Origin of the sequence: Ornithinimicrobium tianjinense (assembly GCF_014636495.1) — a bacterium.
Lineage (GTDB): Bacteria > Actinomycetota > Actinomycetes > Actinomycetales > Dermatophilaceae > Ornithinicoccus > Ornithinicoccus tianjinensis.
Window position 1 is genome coordinate 255284 of the sequence record NZ_BMEM01000003.1, and the last position, 15840, is coordinate 271123.

18 protein-coding genes are annotated in these 15840 nt (G+C 73.9%); 10 read left to right on the forward strand and 8 right to left on the reverse strand.

Annotated elements, in window-relative coordinates; translation table 11 throughout:
- Window positions 1-7: 7 nt before the first annotated feature.
- The 5 genes from idi to IEV65_RS10990 all read right to left on the reverse strand — a co-directional run bounded on the left by idi (window position 8) and on the right by IEV65_RS10990 (window position 5428).
- A complete protein-coding gene (gene idi / locus IEV65_RS10970) occupies window positions 8-607 on the reverse strand; it encodes an isopentenyl-diphosphate Delta-isomerase (protein WP_188430729.1) in 600 nt (199 codons plus the stop codon).
- On the reverse strand, window positions 604-2256 hold the full coding sequence (gene crtI, locus IEV65_RS10975; protein ID WP_188430731.1) for a phytoene desaturase family protein: 1653 nt from the start codon (window positions 2254-2256) through the stop codon (window positions 604-606). The genes idi and crtI overlap by 4 nt, the downstream gene beginning before the upstream one ends.
- Complete coding sequence (locus IEV65_RS10980) at window positions 2253-3119, reverse strand: phytoene/squalene synthase family protein (RefSeq protein WP_229735185.1); 867 nt, start codon at window positions 3117-3119, stop codon at window positions 2253-2255. The genes crtI and IEV65_RS10980 overlap by 4 nt, the downstream gene beginning before the upstream one ends.
- The gene (locus tag IEV65_RS10985) at window positions 3119-4201 is read right to left on the reverse strand and encodes a polyprenyl synthetase family protein (RefSeq protein WP_188430733.1); all 1083 of its coding nucleotides are present in this window, start codon (window positions 4199-4201) and stop codon (window positions 3119-3121) included. Before IEV65_RS10985 ends, IEV65_RS10980 begins: the two co-directional genes overlap by 1 nt.
- Before the next feature lie 246 nt (window positions 4202-4447).
- Entirely contained in the window at window positions 4448-5428 is a 981-nt protein-coding gene (locus IEV65_RS10990; RefSeq protein ID WP_229735186.1) for a MerR family transcriptional regulator, read from the reverse strand.
- Window positions 5429-5779: 351 nt separating this feature from the next.
- Here IEV65_RS10990 and IEV65_RS10995 point away from each other — a divergent pair, with 351 nt between their 5' ends.
- From IEV65_RS10995 to IEV65_RS11015, 5 genes are read left to right on the forward strand one after another with little or no spacing between them, the layout of a single operon-like run.
- Window positions 5780-6580, forward strand: a complete 801-nt coding sequence (locus IEV65_RS10995; protein WP_188430737.1) for a DUF4397 domain-containing protein — start codon at window positions 5780-5782, stop codon at window positions 6578-6580.
- A 2-nt stretch (window positions 6581-6582) separates the two neighbouring features.
- The gene (locus IEV65_RS11000) at window positions 6583-7293 is read left to right on the forward strand and encodes a class F sortase (protein ID WP_188430739.1); all 711 of its coding nucleotides are present in this window, start codon (window positions 6583-6585) and stop codon (window positions 7291-7293) included.
- A gap of 26 nt (window positions 7294-7319) precedes the next feature.
- On the forward strand, window positions 7320-7862 hold the full coding sequence (locus IEV65_RS11005) for an RNA polymerase sigma factor (protein WP_188430741.1): 543 nt from the start codon (window positions 7320-7322) through the stop codon (window positions 7860-7862).
- Window positions 7859-8473 carry an anti-sigma factor gene (locus IEV65_RS11010; RefSeq protein ID WP_188430743.1) on the forward strand — a complete coding sequence of 205 codons (615 nt, stop codon included), beginning with the start codon at window positions 7859-7861 and terminating at the stop codon, window positions 8471-8473. The genes IEV65_RS11005 and IEV65_RS11010 overlap by 4 nt, the downstream gene beginning before the upstream one ends.
- Window positions 8473-9300, forward strand: coding sequence for a TspO/MBR family protein (locus IEV65_RS11015; protein ID WP_188430745.1), 828 nt, complete (start codon window positions 8473-8475; stop codon window positions 9298-9300). Before IEV65_RS11010 ends, IEV65_RS11015 begins: the two co-directional genes overlap by 1 nt.
- Window positions 9301-9327: 27 nt before the next feature.
- Here IEV65_RS11015 and IEV65_RS11020 read toward each other — a convergent pair whose 3' ends face one another.
- Window positions 9328-9822, reverse strand: a complete 495-nt coding sequence (locus IEV65_RS11020) for a DUF427 domain-containing protein (protein WP_188430747.1) — start codon at window positions 9820-9822, stop codon at window positions 9328-9330.
- A 131-nt stretch (window positions 9823-9953) separates the two neighbouring features.
- Here IEV65_RS11020 and IEV65_RS11025 point away from each other — a divergent pair, with 131 nt between their 5' ends.
- On the forward strand, window positions 9954-10490 hold the full coding sequence (locus IEV65_RS11025; RefSeq protein ID WP_188430749.1) for a pyridoxamine 5'-phosphate oxidase family protein: 537 nt from the start codon (window positions 9954-9956) through the stop codon (window positions 10488-10490).
- A 77-nt stretch (window positions 10491-10567) separates the two neighbouring features.
- Here the strand turns inward: IEV65_RS11025 and IEV65_RS11030 are convergent, their stop codons facing one another.
- On the reverse strand, window positions 10568-10873 hold the full coding sequence (locus tag IEV65_RS11030) for a hypothetical protein (protein WP_188430751.1): 306 nt from the start codon (window positions 10871-10873) through the stop codon (window positions 10568-10570).
- Window positions 10874-10996: 123 nt separating this feature from the next.
- Between IEV65_RS11030 and IEV65_RS11035 the strand changes: the two genes are divergently transcribed.
- Complete coding sequence (locus tag IEV65_RS11035; protein ID WP_188430753.1) at window positions 10997-11728, forward strand: CPBP family intramembrane glutamic endopeptidase; 732 nt, start codon at window positions 10997-10999, stop codon at window positions 11726-11728.
- A gap of 3 nt (window positions 11729-11731) precedes the next feature.
- Window positions 11732-12733 (forward strand): NAD(P)H-binding protein, encoded by a 1002-nt coding sequence (locus tag IEV65_RS11040; RefSeq protein ID WP_188430755.1) that lies wholly within the window; start codon window positions 11732-11734, stop codon window positions 12731-12733.
- Between the two features lie 6 nt (window positions 12734-12739).
- Here the strand turns inward: IEV65_RS11040 and IEV65_RS11045 are convergent, their stop codons facing one another.
- Window positions 12740-14116, reverse strand: a complete 1377-nt coding sequence (locus IEV65_RS11045) for an amidase (RefSeq protein WP_188430756.1) — start codon at window positions 14114-14116, stop codon at window positions 12740-12742.
- A gap of 54 nt (window positions 14117-14170) precedes the next feature.
- On the opposite strand from IEV65_RS11045, the gene IEV65_RS11050 reads away from it, so the two are divergent.
- Together IEV65_RS11050 and IEV65_RS11055 are read left to right on the forward strand one after the other, a co-directional pair.
- Entirely contained in the window at window positions 14171-14644 is a 474-nt protein-coding gene (locus tag IEV65_RS11050; RefSeq protein WP_188430758.1) for an SRPBCC family protein, read from the forward strand.
- A gap of 154 nt (window positions 14645-14798) precedes the next feature.
- A complete protein-coding gene (locus tag IEV65_RS11055; RefSeq protein WP_188430760.1) occupies window positions 14799-15815 on the forward strand; it encodes a TerC family protein in 1017 nt (338 codons plus the stop codon).
- Window positions 15816-15840 lie beyond the last annotated feature (25 nt).

Here is a 15840-nt window from a genome sequence, read left to right on the forward strand (position 1 = left end):
CTGCACGCTAGGAGCCTGCCGGGGCGGGCGCGACCCGAGCCAGCGCATCCGCGGCCCGGACCTCGGCCAGCTGCTCCACGAGCCACGGGCTCAACGCCCACGGCGCCGCCGTCGCGGCGTCGGTCACCTCCTGAGGGCTGAGCCAGCGCAGCTCCATGACCTCGTCCGGGTGCGGGCGCGGGGTCCCGGTGGTGCGGGCGGTGAAGACGGGGCAGACCTCGTTCTCGACCGTCCCGGAGGCGTCCACGGCGCGGTAGCGGAAGTCGGGCAGGAGCGGCTCGACGTCGGTCACCTCGAGGCCGAGCTCGTGCCGGGCGTGCCGGCGCAGCGCGTCCACGAGGTCCTCGCCCGGGCGGGGGTGGCCGCAGAAGGCGTTGGTCCAGACACCGGGCCAGGTGCGCTTGCCGAGGGCGCGGCGGGTGAGCAGCACGCGGCCGTCCCGGTCGTAGAGGTGGCAGGAGAAGGCCAGGTGCAGGGGCGTGTCGGTCCCGTGCACGCTGGCGCGCGGTGCGGTGCCGGTGGGGGTGCCGTGCTCGTCGAGGAGGACGACCTCGTCGGGCGTCGTGTCGGCGGCAGGCGTGCCGGGCGGGGTGCCGGGCGGCGTCATACATGGACCTCTCTGGTGACGGGGCGGGCTCCGGGGGCGGGCTCCGGTGAGGGGCCGGTGGAGGTGTCGCCGCGCAGGCGCTTGAGCACCAGCTCGGCGCTGATCAGGCACATCGGCAGGCCGATCCCGGGGATCGTGCTGGAGCCGGCGTAGAGCAGACCGTCGACGTGCCGGGAGGCGTTGCGGGAGCGGAACATCGCGCTCTGCCTCAGCGTGTGACCCGGGCCGAGCATCCCGCCGCGCCACGCGGAGAGGTCGGCGGCGAAGTCGCCGGGGCCGATGGTGTGGCGGACGACCACGCGGTCGGCCAGGTCCGGCACCCCCGCCCACTCGGCGACCTGCGCCACGGCCGCGTCGGTGACGGCCTCGATCTGCGCGTCGCCGCGGCCGTCCGCGCCGCCTCGCCCGAGCTCGGGGTCGGCGGGCACGGGGACGAGGACGAAGAGGTTCTCGTGTCCGTCGGGCGCGACCGAGGGGTCGGTGGCTGACGGCTTGCAGACGTAGGCCGACGCCGGCGCGGGCACGCGACCGGCGAAGATGGCGTCGAAGTTGGCCCGCCAGTCGTGGGTGAAGAAGAGGGAGTGGTGGGGCAGCTGCGGGAGCTCGCCGCGCACGCCGAGCAGCACGAGCACGGCCCCGGGGCCGGAGGTGCGCCGGTCCCAGTAGGACTGCGGGTAGGTGCGCAGGTGCGTGGGCAGCAGCCGGGTCTCCAGGTGGTGCAGGTCGCCGGCCCCGACGACGAGGTCGGCCGCGTGGACGTGCTCCAGGCCGTCGGCGTCGCGCCAGCGCAGCCCGGTGACGCGGGCGCGGGGCCCGCGGCGCAGGCGGGAGGGGCGCCGGCCTCCGCCGATGGTCCTCGGTGCCACCGAGGCGGTGGTCACCTCGGTGACCGTGGCGCCGGTGCGGATGCGGACGCCCTGCTCGCGTGCCAGGTCGGCGACCGCCTCGATGAGCCGGGTGAAGCCGCCCTGCGGGTAGAGCACCCCGCCGGTGAGGTCCATCGCGCTCATCAGGTGGTAGAGGCTCGGGGCGCGGTCCGGCGAGGAGCCGAGGAAGACCGCGGGGTAGCCGAGCACCTGCTGGAGCCGTCGGTCGGTGAAGCGGGCCGCGACGAAGTCCTCGAGCGAGCGGGTCAGCAGCGGCAGCAGCCGGGGCAGGCGCCGCAGCACGTCCGGCGACGCCAGGGCGAGCGGGGAGGTGAAGCTCGTGTAGAGGAAGTGGCGGACGGCGACGTCATACGCCTCCGAGGCCGACGTGAGGTATGCCGTGAGCCGGCGCCCCGCGCCCGCCTCGACCGCCTCGAACGTCGCGACGTTGGTCGCGGTGTCCGCGGTGATGTCCAGCGGCCCCGGTCGCACCTGGCCGGGTGCTCCCTCGGAGAACACGCGGTAGGCGGGGTCGAGGACCCGCAGGTCCAGCTGCTCCTCGGCCGAGGTGCCGAGCAGCCGGAAGAAGTGGTCGAAGACCTCGGGCATGAGGTACCACGAGGGGCCGGTGTCGAAGCGGAACCCGCCCACCTCGTGCGAACCCGCGCGCCCGCCCACGGTGGGGCGCTGCTCGAACAGCTCCACGTCATACCCGTCCTGGGCTAGCAGCGCGGCGGTCGCCAGGCCGGCGATCCCGCCGCCGATCACGGCGACGCGCCTCATCGGGCCACCACGGCGCTGCGCGCCAGGATCTGGGCCTTGACGTGGTCGGGGACCCGGACGCGCTCGCGGGCGATCTGCTGGGCGGGCGTGGCGCGGAGACGCTCGGAGAGCGCGCAGAAGAGCCCGTGCGCAGCGTGCACGGCCGGTAGGCTGCTGGGGGGCAGCTGGGCGATGGCCTGCGCGGCGACCGCGAGGTCCTCGTCGATCTCGTCGAGCAGCTGGTCGCGCTCGCGGTCGCTGAAGGTCGCGAGGTCGACGCCCGGGAAGTAGACGCGGCCCAGCTCGCTCTGGTCGGCGTGCAGGTCCCGCAGGAAGTTGACCTTCTGGAAGGCGGCCCCGAGCCGGCGTGCCCCGGGTGCCAGGGCGGCGTAGCGCTGCTCGTCCCCACCGACGAAGACGCGCAGGCACATCAGGCCGACGACCTCCGCGGAGCCGTAGACGTAGCCCTCGAGGCTCTCCTGGTCGTGGGTGCTCACCGTGAGGTCGGCGCGCATGGACGCGAAGAAGGGGTCGACGAGGTCGGCGCCGATGCCGTGCTCGGCTGCGGTCAGCGCGAAGGCGTGCACGACCAGGTTGGCGCTGCCGCGGGTCTCGATCGCGGCCAGCGTCTCCTGGTGGAGCCCGTCCAGCATCCGCGCGCGCTGGTCACGGTCCCAGGGCTGGCTCTCGTCGTCCACGAGCTCGTCCGCGACCCGGACGAGCGCGTAGATGCAGCGGACGTGGGTCCGCACCGGCTCCTGCAGCAGGCGCGTCGCCCAGCCGAAGGAGGTGGAGTAGTGGCCGATGACGCACGCGGCGCTCGCGCGGGCGGCGTCGTCGTAGGAGGTCGTGGCGGCGCCGCCGCGCCCGCGCAGGAGCATCATCAGGCGGCCCCCCTCTCCGGGGTCGCGGCCTGCGGTGCGGGGACGGGGGCACCGAGCAGGACCGTGATCATGTCCAGCAGCGTCCGGCGGGCCGGCTCCGGGAGCCGGTCGACCCCGGCCACGGCGGCGCCGCGCAGGTCGTGGACCAGCGCCTCGACCGCGCGCCGGGCGCCGCAGGCGACGAGCAGCTCACGCGCGCGACGGGCGCCGTCCTCGGTGAGGTCGGGGTCGCCGACGAACGGGGCCAGCTGTGCCCACCGCGAGCTCGACCGCGCGATCGTGATCAGCGCCGTGGACTTGCCCTCGCGGAGGTCGCAGAGCGGGTCCTTGCCGGTCTGCTCGGCGGTGCCGAACACGCCGTCGAGGTCATCCTGCAGCTGGAAGGCCACGCCGAGGCAGCGGCCGACCGCGCCCAGCGCGGCCACCACGTCCTCCGGGGCGTCGGCCAGGATCGCCGCGGCCTGGAGCGGCAGCTCGAAGGAGTAGGCCGCCGTCTTCCACTCGGCCACGTCGAGGGCGTCGGCGAGCGTGACCCGGCCGCCGAGGCTGACCCGCACGTCCGCGAGTTCCCCGGCGGCGCTGCGGTGGAGGACCTCCTCGAGCAGGTCGAGCAGCCGGACGGTGACGTCGGGCCGGGCGCCGCACAACGCGATCTCGCGCACGGCGCCGGCCAGGGCGAGGTCGCCGGCCAGGATGCCGGCCGCCTCGCCGTAGCGGCGGGCCCGCTCCGGGGTGGCTCCGTCGGCCAGCCCGCGGGCCGCGAAGGTCCCGCCGACGTTGGGCCGCCCGCGGCGCACCTCGTCGCCGTCGATGACGTCGTCGTGGATGACGAAGGCGGTGTGGAGCAGCTCGACGGCGTCGGCCACCGCGGCTGCCACGTGGGCGTCTTGGCCGCCGAGGGCGGCGTGCAGGTGCACCAGCAGGGCGGGGCGGAAGCGCTTGCCGCCCTGGGTCAGGCCGCGGAGCACGTCCCAGAGCACCGCATCGTGCTCGTCGACGACCTGGTCGTGACCTGCGGCGAAGAACCGCTCGTGGGCCGGTGGGAGGACCGCCGGGGCGGGAGGTGCAGCGATGGTGGTCATGGCGGGCTCGTCTCTGTGCGTCGAGGACCTTCTGCAAGGTCCGGACCTGTCGCGTGGCACCAGCATGCACCATTGGACAAACATTTGACAAACGATAGACGCGAGCAGTTTCGCAAGCGTAAGTCACTCACCGGAGTGACCTGAGCGCGCGACCAAGCGGTATGGCGTGCACGAGCCACTCACCGGGTGACCTGTGCACGCGATCACACGGATGGCGTGCACGAGCCACTCATCGAGGTGTCACCGTCAGGCGCCGAGGAGCCGGGTGGCGACCTCGCGAGCGCCACCGGCGACGGACGGCGGCAGCCTCGTCGCGCCGCTCACCGTCTGGGACGCAGCCCCCCGTCCGCCCACGTAGATCGGCAGGTCGGGGTGGGACGCCTTCAGCCGCCGCACGACGTTGGCCGCGGCCTCTGTGTCGGTGATCATCGGCACCGAGAGGACGACGGCCGCCGGCGCCAGGCGGTCTGCGGCGTGGACCCAGCTGTCCTCCGGGACGTCACTGCCCAGCCAGCGCACGTCAGCCCCCAATCGGCGCAGGCAGGTCGCGAACGCCAGCGAGGCCAGCTCGTGGAGCGAGCCCGGCGGCAGCCCGGCCAGGACGACCGGTCCGCCGAGGGCGATGCCTGCGGCGTCAAACGCGCGGCCCAGCCGGTCGCGGACGGCAGCGCTGACGAGGTGCTCACCGGCGACGTCCACCCGTCCGTCGACCCACGCGTCACCAAGACCCTGGAGGGCCGGAAGCAGCCAGTGCTCAACGACGGACTCGAAGGAGCCCGATGCGAAGGCCTGATCCAGGATGCGGTCGACCTCTGCCCGGTCCAGGTTCTGGGCCGGGCCGACGAGAGTATCGGCTGCGGGGACGGAGGCGCTCGGTGCAGCGTCTGGAACGGGCCTAGGCCCCGTGGCGGAGGAGTTCATGAGGGAGGGATCCGCAGGGACCGAGGGTGCGGCGGGAAGGCGCTCGGCCGCCTGCGTCTCGGCCACCCGCGTCTCCGGCAGCTCCGCGAGGACCTGCTGGGCGGCGAGCGAGGCCGGGCTGCCGGACGCGACAAGGCGGGCCATGCTGCGCAGGCGCTCCAGGTCCGCGTCGTCGTAGAGCCGGTAGCGCGACTCGGTGCGCTTCGGGCTCACCACACCGTAGCGGCGCTCCCACGCGCGCAGAGTGTCAGCCGCGATCCCGGTCAGCGAGCTGACCTGCTTGACGGTGTAGGGCACGGCGCTCACCTCCTTCGGAGAGGTAGCCTACTGCACTTTGGACAAACCCTGGACGCCAGTCGGGTCAAAGGTTGGTGTGGGATGTCACCACACCGCGCGCTCGCCAGCCCCGCAGAGCGACCGGTCTCGTGACGCACACTTCCGGCAAGGATTCGTTGGTCACGTCCAACGAATCCTTGCCGGAAGTGTGTGCTTTGAAACGGCGCGTTCGGTGGGGCCGGGAGTCACCACACGGCGCGTTCGGTGGGGTGGGACGATCGTGTGACAAACTTTTGACAAAGGTTGAATCCAATCGAGGGGTCAGCGCCGTAGTGAGGGGTGAGGGCGGAACGGTCCGCCCCGGAACCGAGGAGAGCCACCATGCGCAAGACCACCACCGCAGTCCTCCTGGCCGGCGCCACCGCGGCGGCCTTCGCCGCTCCTGCCGCGGCCGACGAGCACGAGGCGACCGTCTCCGTCCTGCACGGCGTCCCCGGCCTGACCGTCGACGTCTACGTCAACGGCGAGGAGACGATCCCGGACTTCGCGCCCGGAACGCTGACCGACCCGATGATGCTTCCCGCGGGCAGCTACGACATCGCGATCTACGCCGACGGCGACACCCCCGACTCGGCCGAGCCGGCCCTGTCCGCCGAGGGCCTCGAGGTGCCCGGCGGTGCCAACCTCACCCTCGCCGCGCACCTCGACGAGGGTGGCGCCCCGATGCTGTCCGCCTTCGTCAACGACGTCTCGGCGACGGCCGCGGGCGAGGCGCGCCTCACCGTCCGGCACGCCGCGGCGGCACCCGCCGTGGACGTCCGTGCCGGCGGCAGCCCGGTGATCGAGGGGCTGACGAACCCGGACGAGGAGGTCCTCGACCTCCCGGCCGGCACCGTCTCCGCCGACGTCGTGCTGGCCGGCACGGAGGACGTGGTCCTCGGCCCGGCCGACCTGGACCTCGGTGAGGGTGTCAACACGATCGTCTATGCGTGGGGCTCCGCCGAGGACGGCACGCTCGACCTTGCCGTCCAGACCATCGACGGCCTGCACAGCGCCCCCGAGGGCGTCCCGTCCGGCCAGGGCGGGCTCGCCGCTCCGGGCGCCCTGCTGGTGCTGGCTCTCGCCGGGGTGGCCGGCGCCGTCGTCGCCGGTCGCTACGTCGCCCGCGCCGAGCGCGTCTGACCGTGGGCAGCACCCGCGGCACCGCCCGCCGGCCGAGCCGGGTGAACGTCGTCGCGCTCGCGGTGACGCTCGCCTGCCTGGTGGTCGCCGGCTGGGCGGTGCGCGGGCTCCTGCACGAGCGGGTCCCCGGGTCCGTGGACTTCGGGACCTCCGCGACCGTGGACGACCGCGACGGCGCCACGGCCGAGGACGGGCCGACCACCACCTCCGCGGCCGCCCTTCCCCGGCCCGGCCGCTCCTCCGCCGCCCTCCAGCCGGCGCAGGAGCGGGCCGTCCCGGTCCGGCTCACCGTCCCCTCGGTGGGCCTGGAGGTCGCGATCGACCCGGTCGCGATCACCGAGGACGGGCAGATGGAGATCCCTGAGCGGCCCGACCGCGCAGGGTGGTACCGGTACGGCCCCGCCCCCGGCAGCACCTCTGGATCCGTCGTGGTGGCAGGGCACGTCGACACCACGACAGGCCCGGGCGCCTTCCTGGCGCTGGGCCGGGTGGAGGCGGGCGCCGAGGTCGTGGTCGAGCTCGACGACGGGACGAGCACGGCATACCGGATCGTGGGAGGCGAGAGCGTCGCCAAGACCGACCTCGCCGTCGACGAGATCTTTCGGCGCGACGGCGACCCGGTGCTGCGCCTGGTGACCTGCGCCGGGGACTGGTCGCCGCGCACCGGCCACTACACCGACAACCTCGTGGTGACCGCGGTGCCGCTCGGATGACGCTCGCTCCTTCTACAGTGGTGCCCATGACGGACGGCACCGCGGCCGACGCGGCCATCGCGCAGGCGTGGGACGCCGGCGCCGAGGACGCGCTGGAGCGGGCCTACCGGCGCTGGAGCCCCCTGGTGCACGGGCTGGCGGCCCGCGCGGTGGGACCGACGGAGGCGGAGGACGTCACCCAGCAGGTGTTCCTGTCGGCGTGGCGGCGCCGCGAGACCTACGACCCGGCGCAGGGACCGCTCGGCGCGTGGCTCGTGGGTATCACCCGCCGGGCGGTCGCCGACCTGCTCCGGCAGCGGCACCGCACGGCCGAGGTGCCCAGCACCCTGCACGACGGGACCGCCCCCGAGGGGGTCCTGCACGACGCCGACCGGGACGACCTGCTCGCGCTCTACGAGGAGCTCGAGCGGATCGGCGACCCGCCCCGGCAGATCCTGCTCCTGGCCTACGTCCACGACCGGACGCAGAAGGAGATCGCCGAGCTGCTCGACCTGCCGCTCGGCACCGTCAAGACCCAGACCACCCGGACCCTGGCCCGGCTCCGCACCCGCATGGGAGGTGCCCGATGAACGACGAGCTCGAGGAGGCCCGCCTGCGCGAGGACCGCGTGGGTGTGCTGCTGCGTCGCGCCGGCGTGGTGGAGCAGCCACCACCCCCGCACGTCTGGGAGGCCGTGGTCGAGGGGGTGCGCGCCGAGAGCGAGGTGACCCGGCTGCGGCCGCGCTCGCAGACGTCGGCCCCGCCCTCCGCCGCCCGCCCGTCCCGCTGGCCCCTTCTGCTCGCAGCGGCAGCCGTCGGCGCGCTCGTGACCTGGGCCGGGGTCGAGCTGGCCGACCGGCCTGACTCCGGGCTGGTCCTCGCCAGCGGGTCCCTCGCGCCGCTGGTGCCCTCCGCCCCGGCTGGGTCGGCCGAGGTCGTCGAGGTCGACGGTCAGCAGCGGTTGCGGGTGACCCTGGACGAGGCTCCGGAGCCGGGCGAGGGCTACCTCGAGGTCTGGCTGCTGCGCCCGGACGTCTCCGGGCTCGTCACCCTCGGGGTGCTCGAGGGCACCTCCGGGGACTTCCTGCTGCCGCCGGGTCTCGACCTCGGGGAGTACCCGCTCGTGGACATCTCCGTCGAGCGCGTCGACGGCGACCCCGGCCACGGCGGCGACAGCCTCGTGCGAGGGGAGGTCGGCTGATGTCTTCCGACGTTCGGCGCCCGTCCTCCCTGCGCCGCGACCAGGTGATCGTCACGGTCTCGGCGGTCGTGTGGGTGCTCGGCACCCTCGTCGGCACCGGGCTCGTCGGCGACGCCGGAGGGGTCGAGGAGCAGGGCGAGGGCCTGTTCACCGACAGCACGACGCTCATCGCGCCGCACGGCCCGGCGTTCGCGATCTGGTCCGTCATCTACCTCTTCCTCGCGGCCTACGTCCTGTGGCAGTGGCTGCCGCGGGCCGAGGGCTCGCGCTGGGCGGCACGCAGCCGGCTGCCCGCCGCGGCCTCGCTCGCGCTCAACGGGATCTGGCTGCTCGTCGTCCGGGCCGGCTGGGTGACGGTCTCGGTGCTCGTCATCGCGGGCATCGCGGTGTCGCTCGGACTGGTGCTGGCGCGGACGGCGCAGCTGCCCGACGAGGGCTGGGAGTCGGGGTTGCTCGTGGGGGTGACCTACGGCCTCTACCTCGGCTGGATCTGCGTGGCGACGTGCGCCAACGTCGCGCTGTGGCTGGTCGGGCTGGGCGTGCCGGAGGACGGGCTCGGCCCCACGGTGGTCACGCTGGTCGTCCTGGCGGTCGTCGTGGCGCTGGTCGCCGTGCTCCTCGCCCGGACCCCGCACCGGACGTTCCAGGCCGCTCTCGTCGCCGCGGTGGTCTGGGGGCTGGCGTGGGTCTCGGTCGGCCGGTTCGTCGGCGACCTGCGCAACGACGCTGTCGGGTATGCCGCTGCTCTCGCCGTGGTCCTGGTCGCTGCGTTCGGGGGGCGGGCATTGGCGCGCCCGCGGCATACCGCGGTCGTCCGCCGCGCCTGAGGCCGCAGCGGCGCTCGCGCCTGAAGGTCACCAGCCCCGGGTGCCCGGCGCTCCCTTGAACGGTCCAGTCACGCGCGAGGTGATCCAGCCCCCGTAGAAGCCGCCCTCCTGGGCGCGCACCCGCTCGTCGTCGACGAAGCAGCCGTCGGCCACGCCGGTGGCACCGTCCACGGCGCCGGGCATGAGGGCGACGTGACCCCGGAGCAGCTCGAAGCCGGGGCGCGGCGAGGCGTAGCTCCAGCTGGCCCGGGGCAGGCGGACGCCGGGGACCACCAGGTCCCAGTAGGTCGCGGTGCCCTTGAACTCGCAGACGGTGGGGTGCCCGTCGCGGGCCGCCCGCAGGACGCCTAGGACGAACGCCGCCTGCGGCAGGTAGTAGGTCGGCGGGTGCGACGTCTCGAGCACGCGCAGCGCCCGGGTCGTGCGGGCCACCTCGGTCCCGCCGAGGACGACCCGCACCTCCTCGCCGCCGGTGGCGTCCACCGCCGGTGGACGCGGGTAGTCCCAGACCGACTCGCTCATGGTCGTCCTCCTCGGTGAAGGGTCCTGCGGGGGTGGTGCCACGACCTGCCGGATGGCGGGACCGGCGCTAGCGTGAACGGGACGGACGCGCCCGGACGGGCGCGTCGGCATACCCGGACGAAGGAGATGCGATGACCGAGCACCACGACACGAGCCCCGCCGACCCGGTGCGCGTGAGCGACGACCCGGCGGACGTGCAGAAGGTCCACGAGCTGATCTCCGGCATGGACATCGCGATGGTCACGACCGTGGACTCCAGCTCCCCCGAGGATCGCCTCACCAGCCGACCGCTGTCGACGCAGCTGGCCGAGGAGGACGGTGACGTGCTCTTCCTGGTGCGCTCGAGCAGCCCGGTCGCCGCCGACGTGCGGGCGGACCCGCGGGTCAACGTCGCCTACTCGTCGATGAAGGCCTGGGTGTCGCTGGCGGGCACCGCGACGATCGTCGAGGACCGCGCGCTCGTGAAGCAGCTGTGGTCCAAGGGCGCGGACATGTTCATGGAGGGCGGTCCGGACAACCCGGACAACGTCGTCCTGCGCGTGTCCGGCGACACCGCGCACTACTGGGGCGGCGACTCGCTGGTCGGCACCGCCGTGAGCACGGTCAGGGCGCTCACCGGCCGCAGGGACGACAGCGAGCCCAGCTCGACCGTCGTCGAGCTGCCCTGACCCGCAGACGCGACGCACCGGGCCGCCAGGGACATCTCTGGCGGCCCGGTGCTCGTCAGGGACCCGGCCTGCGGTGCTCAGCCGCACCACGGGTAGACGAAGAGGCTGTGGTCGCCGGCGCGGTGGTCGGCGAGCACGACGCTCAGCGGGATCGGGTTCGGCACGCCGGAGATGTCGGCGCCCGGACGGACGGTGACGCCGACGGCCACCGCGGTCTCGATGGGCAGGCCGCCCGCGGCGACGGTCGGGAACAGCCCGGCCTCCTTGAGCACGGACATGCCGGCGCGCATGCAGTCCGTGTCCGGGTGCGAGGCGGCGCTCGCGGGGGCGGCAGCGGTGGCGGTGAGAGCAACAGCGGCCAGGGCGACAGCGATCTTCTTCATGGGAGTCCTCCTCGACTCAGGGGCCGGACGGTCCGGCAGGTGACCAGTGTCCACCCTATGCATAAGGTTTGTCAAAGGTTTGTCATAGACTCGACCTGCGCGAGGTGAGAGGGAGGGCCCAGGATGGGACGCGTGAACCCGGTGACCGAGCTGCGGGCCTTCCTCACCGCGGCGCTCGTGACCAAGGTGCCGCGGCACCGGCGGGACCTACCCGCCGTGCTGCGCCGACGCCGCATGGTGTCGACGCTCACCCTCCTCGTCGGCGCGTCCCTGCTCTGGTGGTCGCTGAGCCTGCGGCCCGGCGACCCGCTCTTCTACCTCGGGACCACGACCCTCGCGCTGACCTGGCTCGTGGGGGCGTTCCTCTCCGGCCCGCTCTACCTCGGGCGGGCGCACACCCGCGCCGGCACGGCCGACGCCCGACCGGTCGTCCAGTCGCTCGCCCTCGGTGCGCTGCTGCTTGCGATCTTCTGCGCGGGTGCGCTCGTCGTGGCACAGGTGAGGGTCCTGCGCGGCCCGGTCGACGACCTGCTCGACCACGCGCGGTACGGCTCGCTCGTGCTCGTCCTCCTCCTCACCATGGTCAACGGGGTCGCCGAGGAGGTCTTCTTCCGCGGCGCCCTCTACGCCGCGATCCCGGAGCGCTGGACGGTGGCCGCGACCACCGTCCTCTACGCGCTCACCACCGTCGTCACCGGCGTGCCGCTGCTCGTCCTCGCGGCCGCCTGCCTCGGTCTCGTCTGCGGCCTCCAGCGCCGCGTCACCGGTGGCGTGCTCGGACCGGTCGTCACGCACGTGACGTGGTCCACCGGCATGCTGCTCATCCTCCCGCCCCTCCTGACCCTCCTGAGGTGACCCATGAAACCTTCCACCGCACTCGTCACCGGCGCCTCCGGCTATGTCGGCGGCCTCCTCGTCCCGCGCCTGCTCGAGGAGGGGTATGCCGTGCGCGTCCTCACCCGCTCCGGCCCGCCCGACGCCGCGTGGGCCGACCGCGTCGAGGTGCGACGCGGCGACGCGACGGTCGACGATGACCTGCGGCGCGCCCTGCGGGACGTGGACGTGGCCTACTACCTGATCCACTCGATGGACGGCAAGGGCGACTTCGCGCGGCGGGACCGGGAGCTGGCGCAGGGCTTCGCGCGGGCCGCCCGGGAGGAGGGTGTCTCGCGGATCGTCTACCTGTCCGGTCTGCACCCGGACGGGCCGCTCTCGACGCACCTGGCCTCGCGGGTGGAGGTGGGCCAGATCCTGCTCGGCTCCGGCGTCCCGACCGCGGTGCTCCAGGCGGCGACCGTGATCGGTGAGGGGTCGGCGAGCTTCGAGATGCTGCGCTACCTCGCCACCCGGCTGCCCGCGATGATCGCCCCGCGGTGGCTGGACAACCGGATCCAGCCCATCGGCGTCGACGACGTGCTGCACTGGCTGGTGGCGGCGGCCCGGCTGCCGCCGGACGTCAACCGCACCTTCGACATCGGCGGCCCCGACGTGCTGACCTACCGCGAGATGCTCCAGGCCTTCGCCGAGGAGACCGGGCAGCGGCGCCGCCTCATCGTCACCGTGCCGGTGCTGACCCCGTGGCTGGCCAGCCACTGGGTCGGGCTGGTCACCCCGGTCTCCTCCGGCGTGGCGAAGCCCCTCGTCGGCTCGCTCGTCCACGAGGTGGTCTGCCGCGAGCGCGATCTCGAGCAGCTGGTCGGCGCGCCCCAGGGCGGGGTCACGCCCTACCGGCAGGCGGTCCGACGCGCGATGGAGGGGCTGGAGCCGGACCCGCACCACGCCCTCGCGGTGGCCGGCACCGGGCTGGCCGCGGGAGCGGTGGCGGCCGGCGGCTGGCTGCTCGCGCGGCGCCGGCGCTGACAGCCGTCAGGACCCGGCAGCAGGCTCCTGCCACCAGGTCATCGCGCGCAGCACGCCCGCGTCGTCGAAGGGCCGGCCCACCACCTGCACGCCGATCGGCCGCCCGTCGGGCATCGCTGCGGTGGGCACCGTCCCTGCGGGCTGGCCGGTCATGTTCCAGGGCATCGTGAAGTTGATGTGCCACAGCCCGCGACCCCCGTCCGGGTAGGGCATGGGGAGCTCTGCCGGCGGCGCGGCGACCGGGGCGACGGGCGAGAGCAGGAGATCGGGGTCGCCGGCCCCGGCCCACGCCCGCACGGTGAGGGCCTGCACCTGCCCGAACGCGGCATACGCGTCCATGACCTCCAGGCCGCTCAGCCCCTCCGCCCCGCGCACCCAGTCGGCGATGTAGGGCAACACGCGCGCCTGCGCCTCGGTGGTGAGACGCCGGAAGTCGGCGAGCGAGCGGGCACGCCAGAAGCGGTCGACCCCGTCGAGGTGCTCCTGCCCGAGCCACGGCCCCACCTCCACGACGTCCGCGCCGGCGTCGGCGAGCGCGTCCGCGACGCGGCGGGTGGCGGCAACCACCTCGCGCTCCGGCGCGACGCCGTAGCCCGGGTCCGTCCAGACGCCGACGCGAAGGCCTCGCACGTCGCGCGGGGAGAGGCTCCAGTCCAGGTCCTGCGCGGGCAGGCTCGTCCAGTCGACCGGGTCGGGGCCGGAGAGCACCCTCATGAGGAGCGCGCAGTCCTCGACCGAGCGCGCCAGAGGGCCTGCGGCCCGCCCCAGGTATGGCGCGTGCAGGGGGATGCGCCCGGCGCTCGGCTTGAGCGTGGCGAGCCCGAGCCAGGTGCCCGGCAGCCGGATCGATCCGCCGATGTCGGTGCCCACGTGGAGCGGGCCGTAGCCCGCCGCGGCCGCCGCGCCGGCGCCCGAGCTGGAGCCGCCGGTCGACCACGAGGGGTCGAGCGGTGAGCGGGTGAGGCCATGGAGGCTGGAGTGGCCGGAGGAGAGCATGCCCCAGTCCGGCATGGTCGTGGAGCCGACGACCAGCATCCCGGCCTGCGTGACCCGGCGGGCGATCGGCGCATCCTCCGTGGGCACGACGGGGGTCACGCCGGCGTTGCCCGACGGCATCGGGACGCCGGCGCGGGCGATGTTCTCCTTCAGGGTCACCGGCACGCCGTCGAGCGGCGAGAGCGGGCGGCCCTCGGCCCAGCGCTCGGCCGACGCGTGGGCCGCGCGGTGCAGGTCGGCCGGGTCGTCGCGGTGCCACAGGGCATTGAGCTCGGGCTCGAGCGCGTCGATGCGCTGGGCCACGGCCTCGGCCACGTCGACGGCCGAGAAGGTCCCCGCGCCGTAGCCGGCGGACAGCTGGGTCGCGGTGAGGTCGGCCAGGTTCATCCTCGGAGGCTAGCGAACCCTTGTGGGCCCGGTCGGGGTGCGCCACGATGGGGCATGGGCGTGGTGGACTTCGAGCTCGAGCGGGTGGTGCGGGCGCCGGTCGACGAGGTGTTCGGGCGGCTGGCGGACATCGAGGGGCACAACCGGTGGATGCCACGCAAGGGCAGCATCCGGCGGCGCACCGAGCAGACCTCGCCGGGGGACGTGGTCGTCGGGACCACCTACGTCGACCGCACCGTGATGGGGCCGACGCCGGGCGAGGTCCTGGAGCTGGACCCCCCGCGCCGGATCGTCTACCACTGGTGGATACGCGGACGTTCCGGGAAGCTGCTGGCCGAGGGCTGGCCGGGCTACACCCTCGAGGCCGTCGACGAGCGCACCACCCGGGTGCGGCACGACTCGAGGCTCGAGACGCACGGGCCCTACCGCCTCATGACCCCGGTCCTGCGCCGGCTCGCCGTTCGCGAACGCTCCACGACGGTCGACGCGCTGCGACGGTCCTTCGAGGACGAGGACCTGGGCTTCTAGGCTGGCGTCGCCGATCGGGCGTGTGCTATTTTTCTGCAGTCACGAGGGGAGTACTTCCCAAGTAGCTGTCGGTCATTGCGCGGGGTTCGTGCCCCGCCCGGCAGCTCGCCCGCCAGGGTGAAGGAGACCTCGCACCGTCAGTCACGAGGTCCTGATGTCCCTGTCCGCTGCCACCGCAGCCTCATCCTCCGCCACCACCAGCACCATCGCCGACCTGTCCCTGTGGGGGATCAGCATCGGCGCCGTCTTGGCCCTGCTCCTCCTGGACTTCCTCATCACCCGCCGGCCGCACGAGGTGTCGATGCGCGAGGCGGTCGGGTGGTCGGTCTTCTACGTCGCGCTCCCGCTCGCCTTCGGCGTCTGGGTGTGGGCCGAGCACGGCCGCACCATCGGGCTGGAGTACTACACGGGCTACCTGGTCGAGAAGTCGTTGTCGGTCGACAACCTGTTCATCTTCATCCTGATCCTGTCCGCCTTCGCCGTGCCCCGGGTCCTCCAGCAGCGGGTGCTGCTCATCGGCATCGCGGGCGCTCTGGTGATGCGCGGCATCTTCATCGCGCTCGGCGCCGCCCTCATCGCGCAGTTCTCCTGGACCTTCCTGGTGTTCGGCGCCATCCTGCTCGTCACGGCGTGGGGCGTGCTGCGCGATGCCAGGCACGGCGGCCACCAGGTCGACGTCGAGCAGCTGCGCATCGTCCGGGTGGTGCGGCGCCTCTACCCCGTGACCGAGACCTACCACGGCACCCGGCTGTCGGTGCCGCAGGCTGGACGGCGGGCGCTGACGCCGCTGGCGCTGGTCGTCCTGGCGATCCTGGGCACGGACCTGGTGTTCGCGATCGACTCCGTGCCCGCGGTCTACGGGATCACCGGCGACCCCTACCTGGTGTTCGTGACCAACGCCTTCGCCCTGCTCGGCCTGCGCGCGCTCTATTTCGTCCTCGAGGGGATGCTCGGCAGGCTGCGCCACCTCGGCTACGGCCTCGCCGTGATCCTGGCCTTCATCGGCGTCAAGCTGACCCTGCACTGGGCGCACGGCGTCTGGGAGGGCGTCCCGACGGTCCCGACGGTGGCCTCGCTGGTCGTCATCGTGGGGGCGCTCGCCGTGACCACCGCCACCAGCCTGCGGGCCAACCGCAGGGAGCGGGAGCTCGTCGGGACGCCGTCCGCCTGAGCCGCACGCCGCGCGCCGGCCCTGT

Coding starts and splice junctions, on each gene's coding strand:
- IEV65_RS11025 (WP_188430749.1), top strand. CDS start 9,954: ATGACCGAGCACCACGACACGAGCCCCGCCGACCCGGTGCGCGTGAGC.
- IEV65_RS11055 (WP_188430760.1), top strand. CDS start 14,799: ATGTCCCTGTCCGCTGCCACCGCAGCCTCATCCTCCGCCACCACCAGC.
- IEV65_RS10995 (WP_188430737.1), top strand. CDS start 5,780: ATGCGCAAGACCACCACCGCAGTCCTCCTGGCCGGCGCCACCGCGGCG.
- IEV65_RS11035 (WP_188430753.1), top strand. CDS start 10,997: ATGGGACGCGTGAACCCGGTGACCGAGCTGCGGGCCTTCCTCACCGCG.
- IEV65_RS11010 (WP_188430743.1), top strand. CDS start 7,859: ATGAACGACGAGCTCGAGGAGGCCCGCCTGCGCGAGGACCGCGTGGGT.
- IEV65_RS11045 (WP_188430756.1), bottom strand. CDS start 14,116: ATGAACCTGGCCGACCTCACCGCGACCCAGCTGTCCGCCGGCTACGGC.
- IEV65_RS10980 (WP_229735185.1), bottom strand. CDS start 3,119: ATGATGCTCCTGCGCGGGCGCGGCGGCGCCGCCACGACCTCCTACGAC.
- IEV65_RS11020 (WP_188430747.1), bottom strand. CDS start 9,822: ATGAGCGAGTCGGTCTGGGACTACCCGCGTCCACCGGCGGTGGACGCC.
- IEV65_RS11050 (WP_188430758.1), top strand. CDS start 14,171: ATGGGCGTGGTGGACTTCGAGCTCGAGCGGGTGGTGCGGGCGCCGGTC.
- IEV65_RS11005 (WP_188430741.1), top strand. CDS start 7,320: ATGACGGACGGCACCGCGGCCGACGCGGCCATCGCGCAGGCGTGGGAC.
- IEV65_RS11030 (WP_188430751.1), bottom strand. CDS start 10,873: ATGAAGAAGATCGCTGTCGCCCTGGCCGCTGTTGCTCTCACCGCCACC.
- IEV65_RS11015 (WP_188430745.1), top strand. CDS start 8,473: ATGTCTTCCGACGTTCGGCGCCCGTCCTCCCTGCGCCGCGACCAGGTG.
- IEV65_RS10985 (WP_188430733.1), bottom strand. CDS start 4,201: ATGACCACCATCGCTGCACCTCCCGCCCCGGCGGTCCTCCCACCGGCC.
- IEV65_RS11040 (WP_188430755.1), top strand. CDS start 11,732: ATGAAACCTTCCACCGCACTCGTCACCGGCGCCTCCGGCTATGTCGGC.
- idi (WP_188430729.1), bottom strand. CDS start 607: ATGACGCCGCCCGGCACCCCGCCCGGCACGCCTGCCGCCGACACGACG.
- crtI (WP_188430731.1), bottom strand. CDS start 2,256: ATGAGGCGCGTCGCCGTGATCGGCGGCGGGATCGCCGGCCTGGCGACC.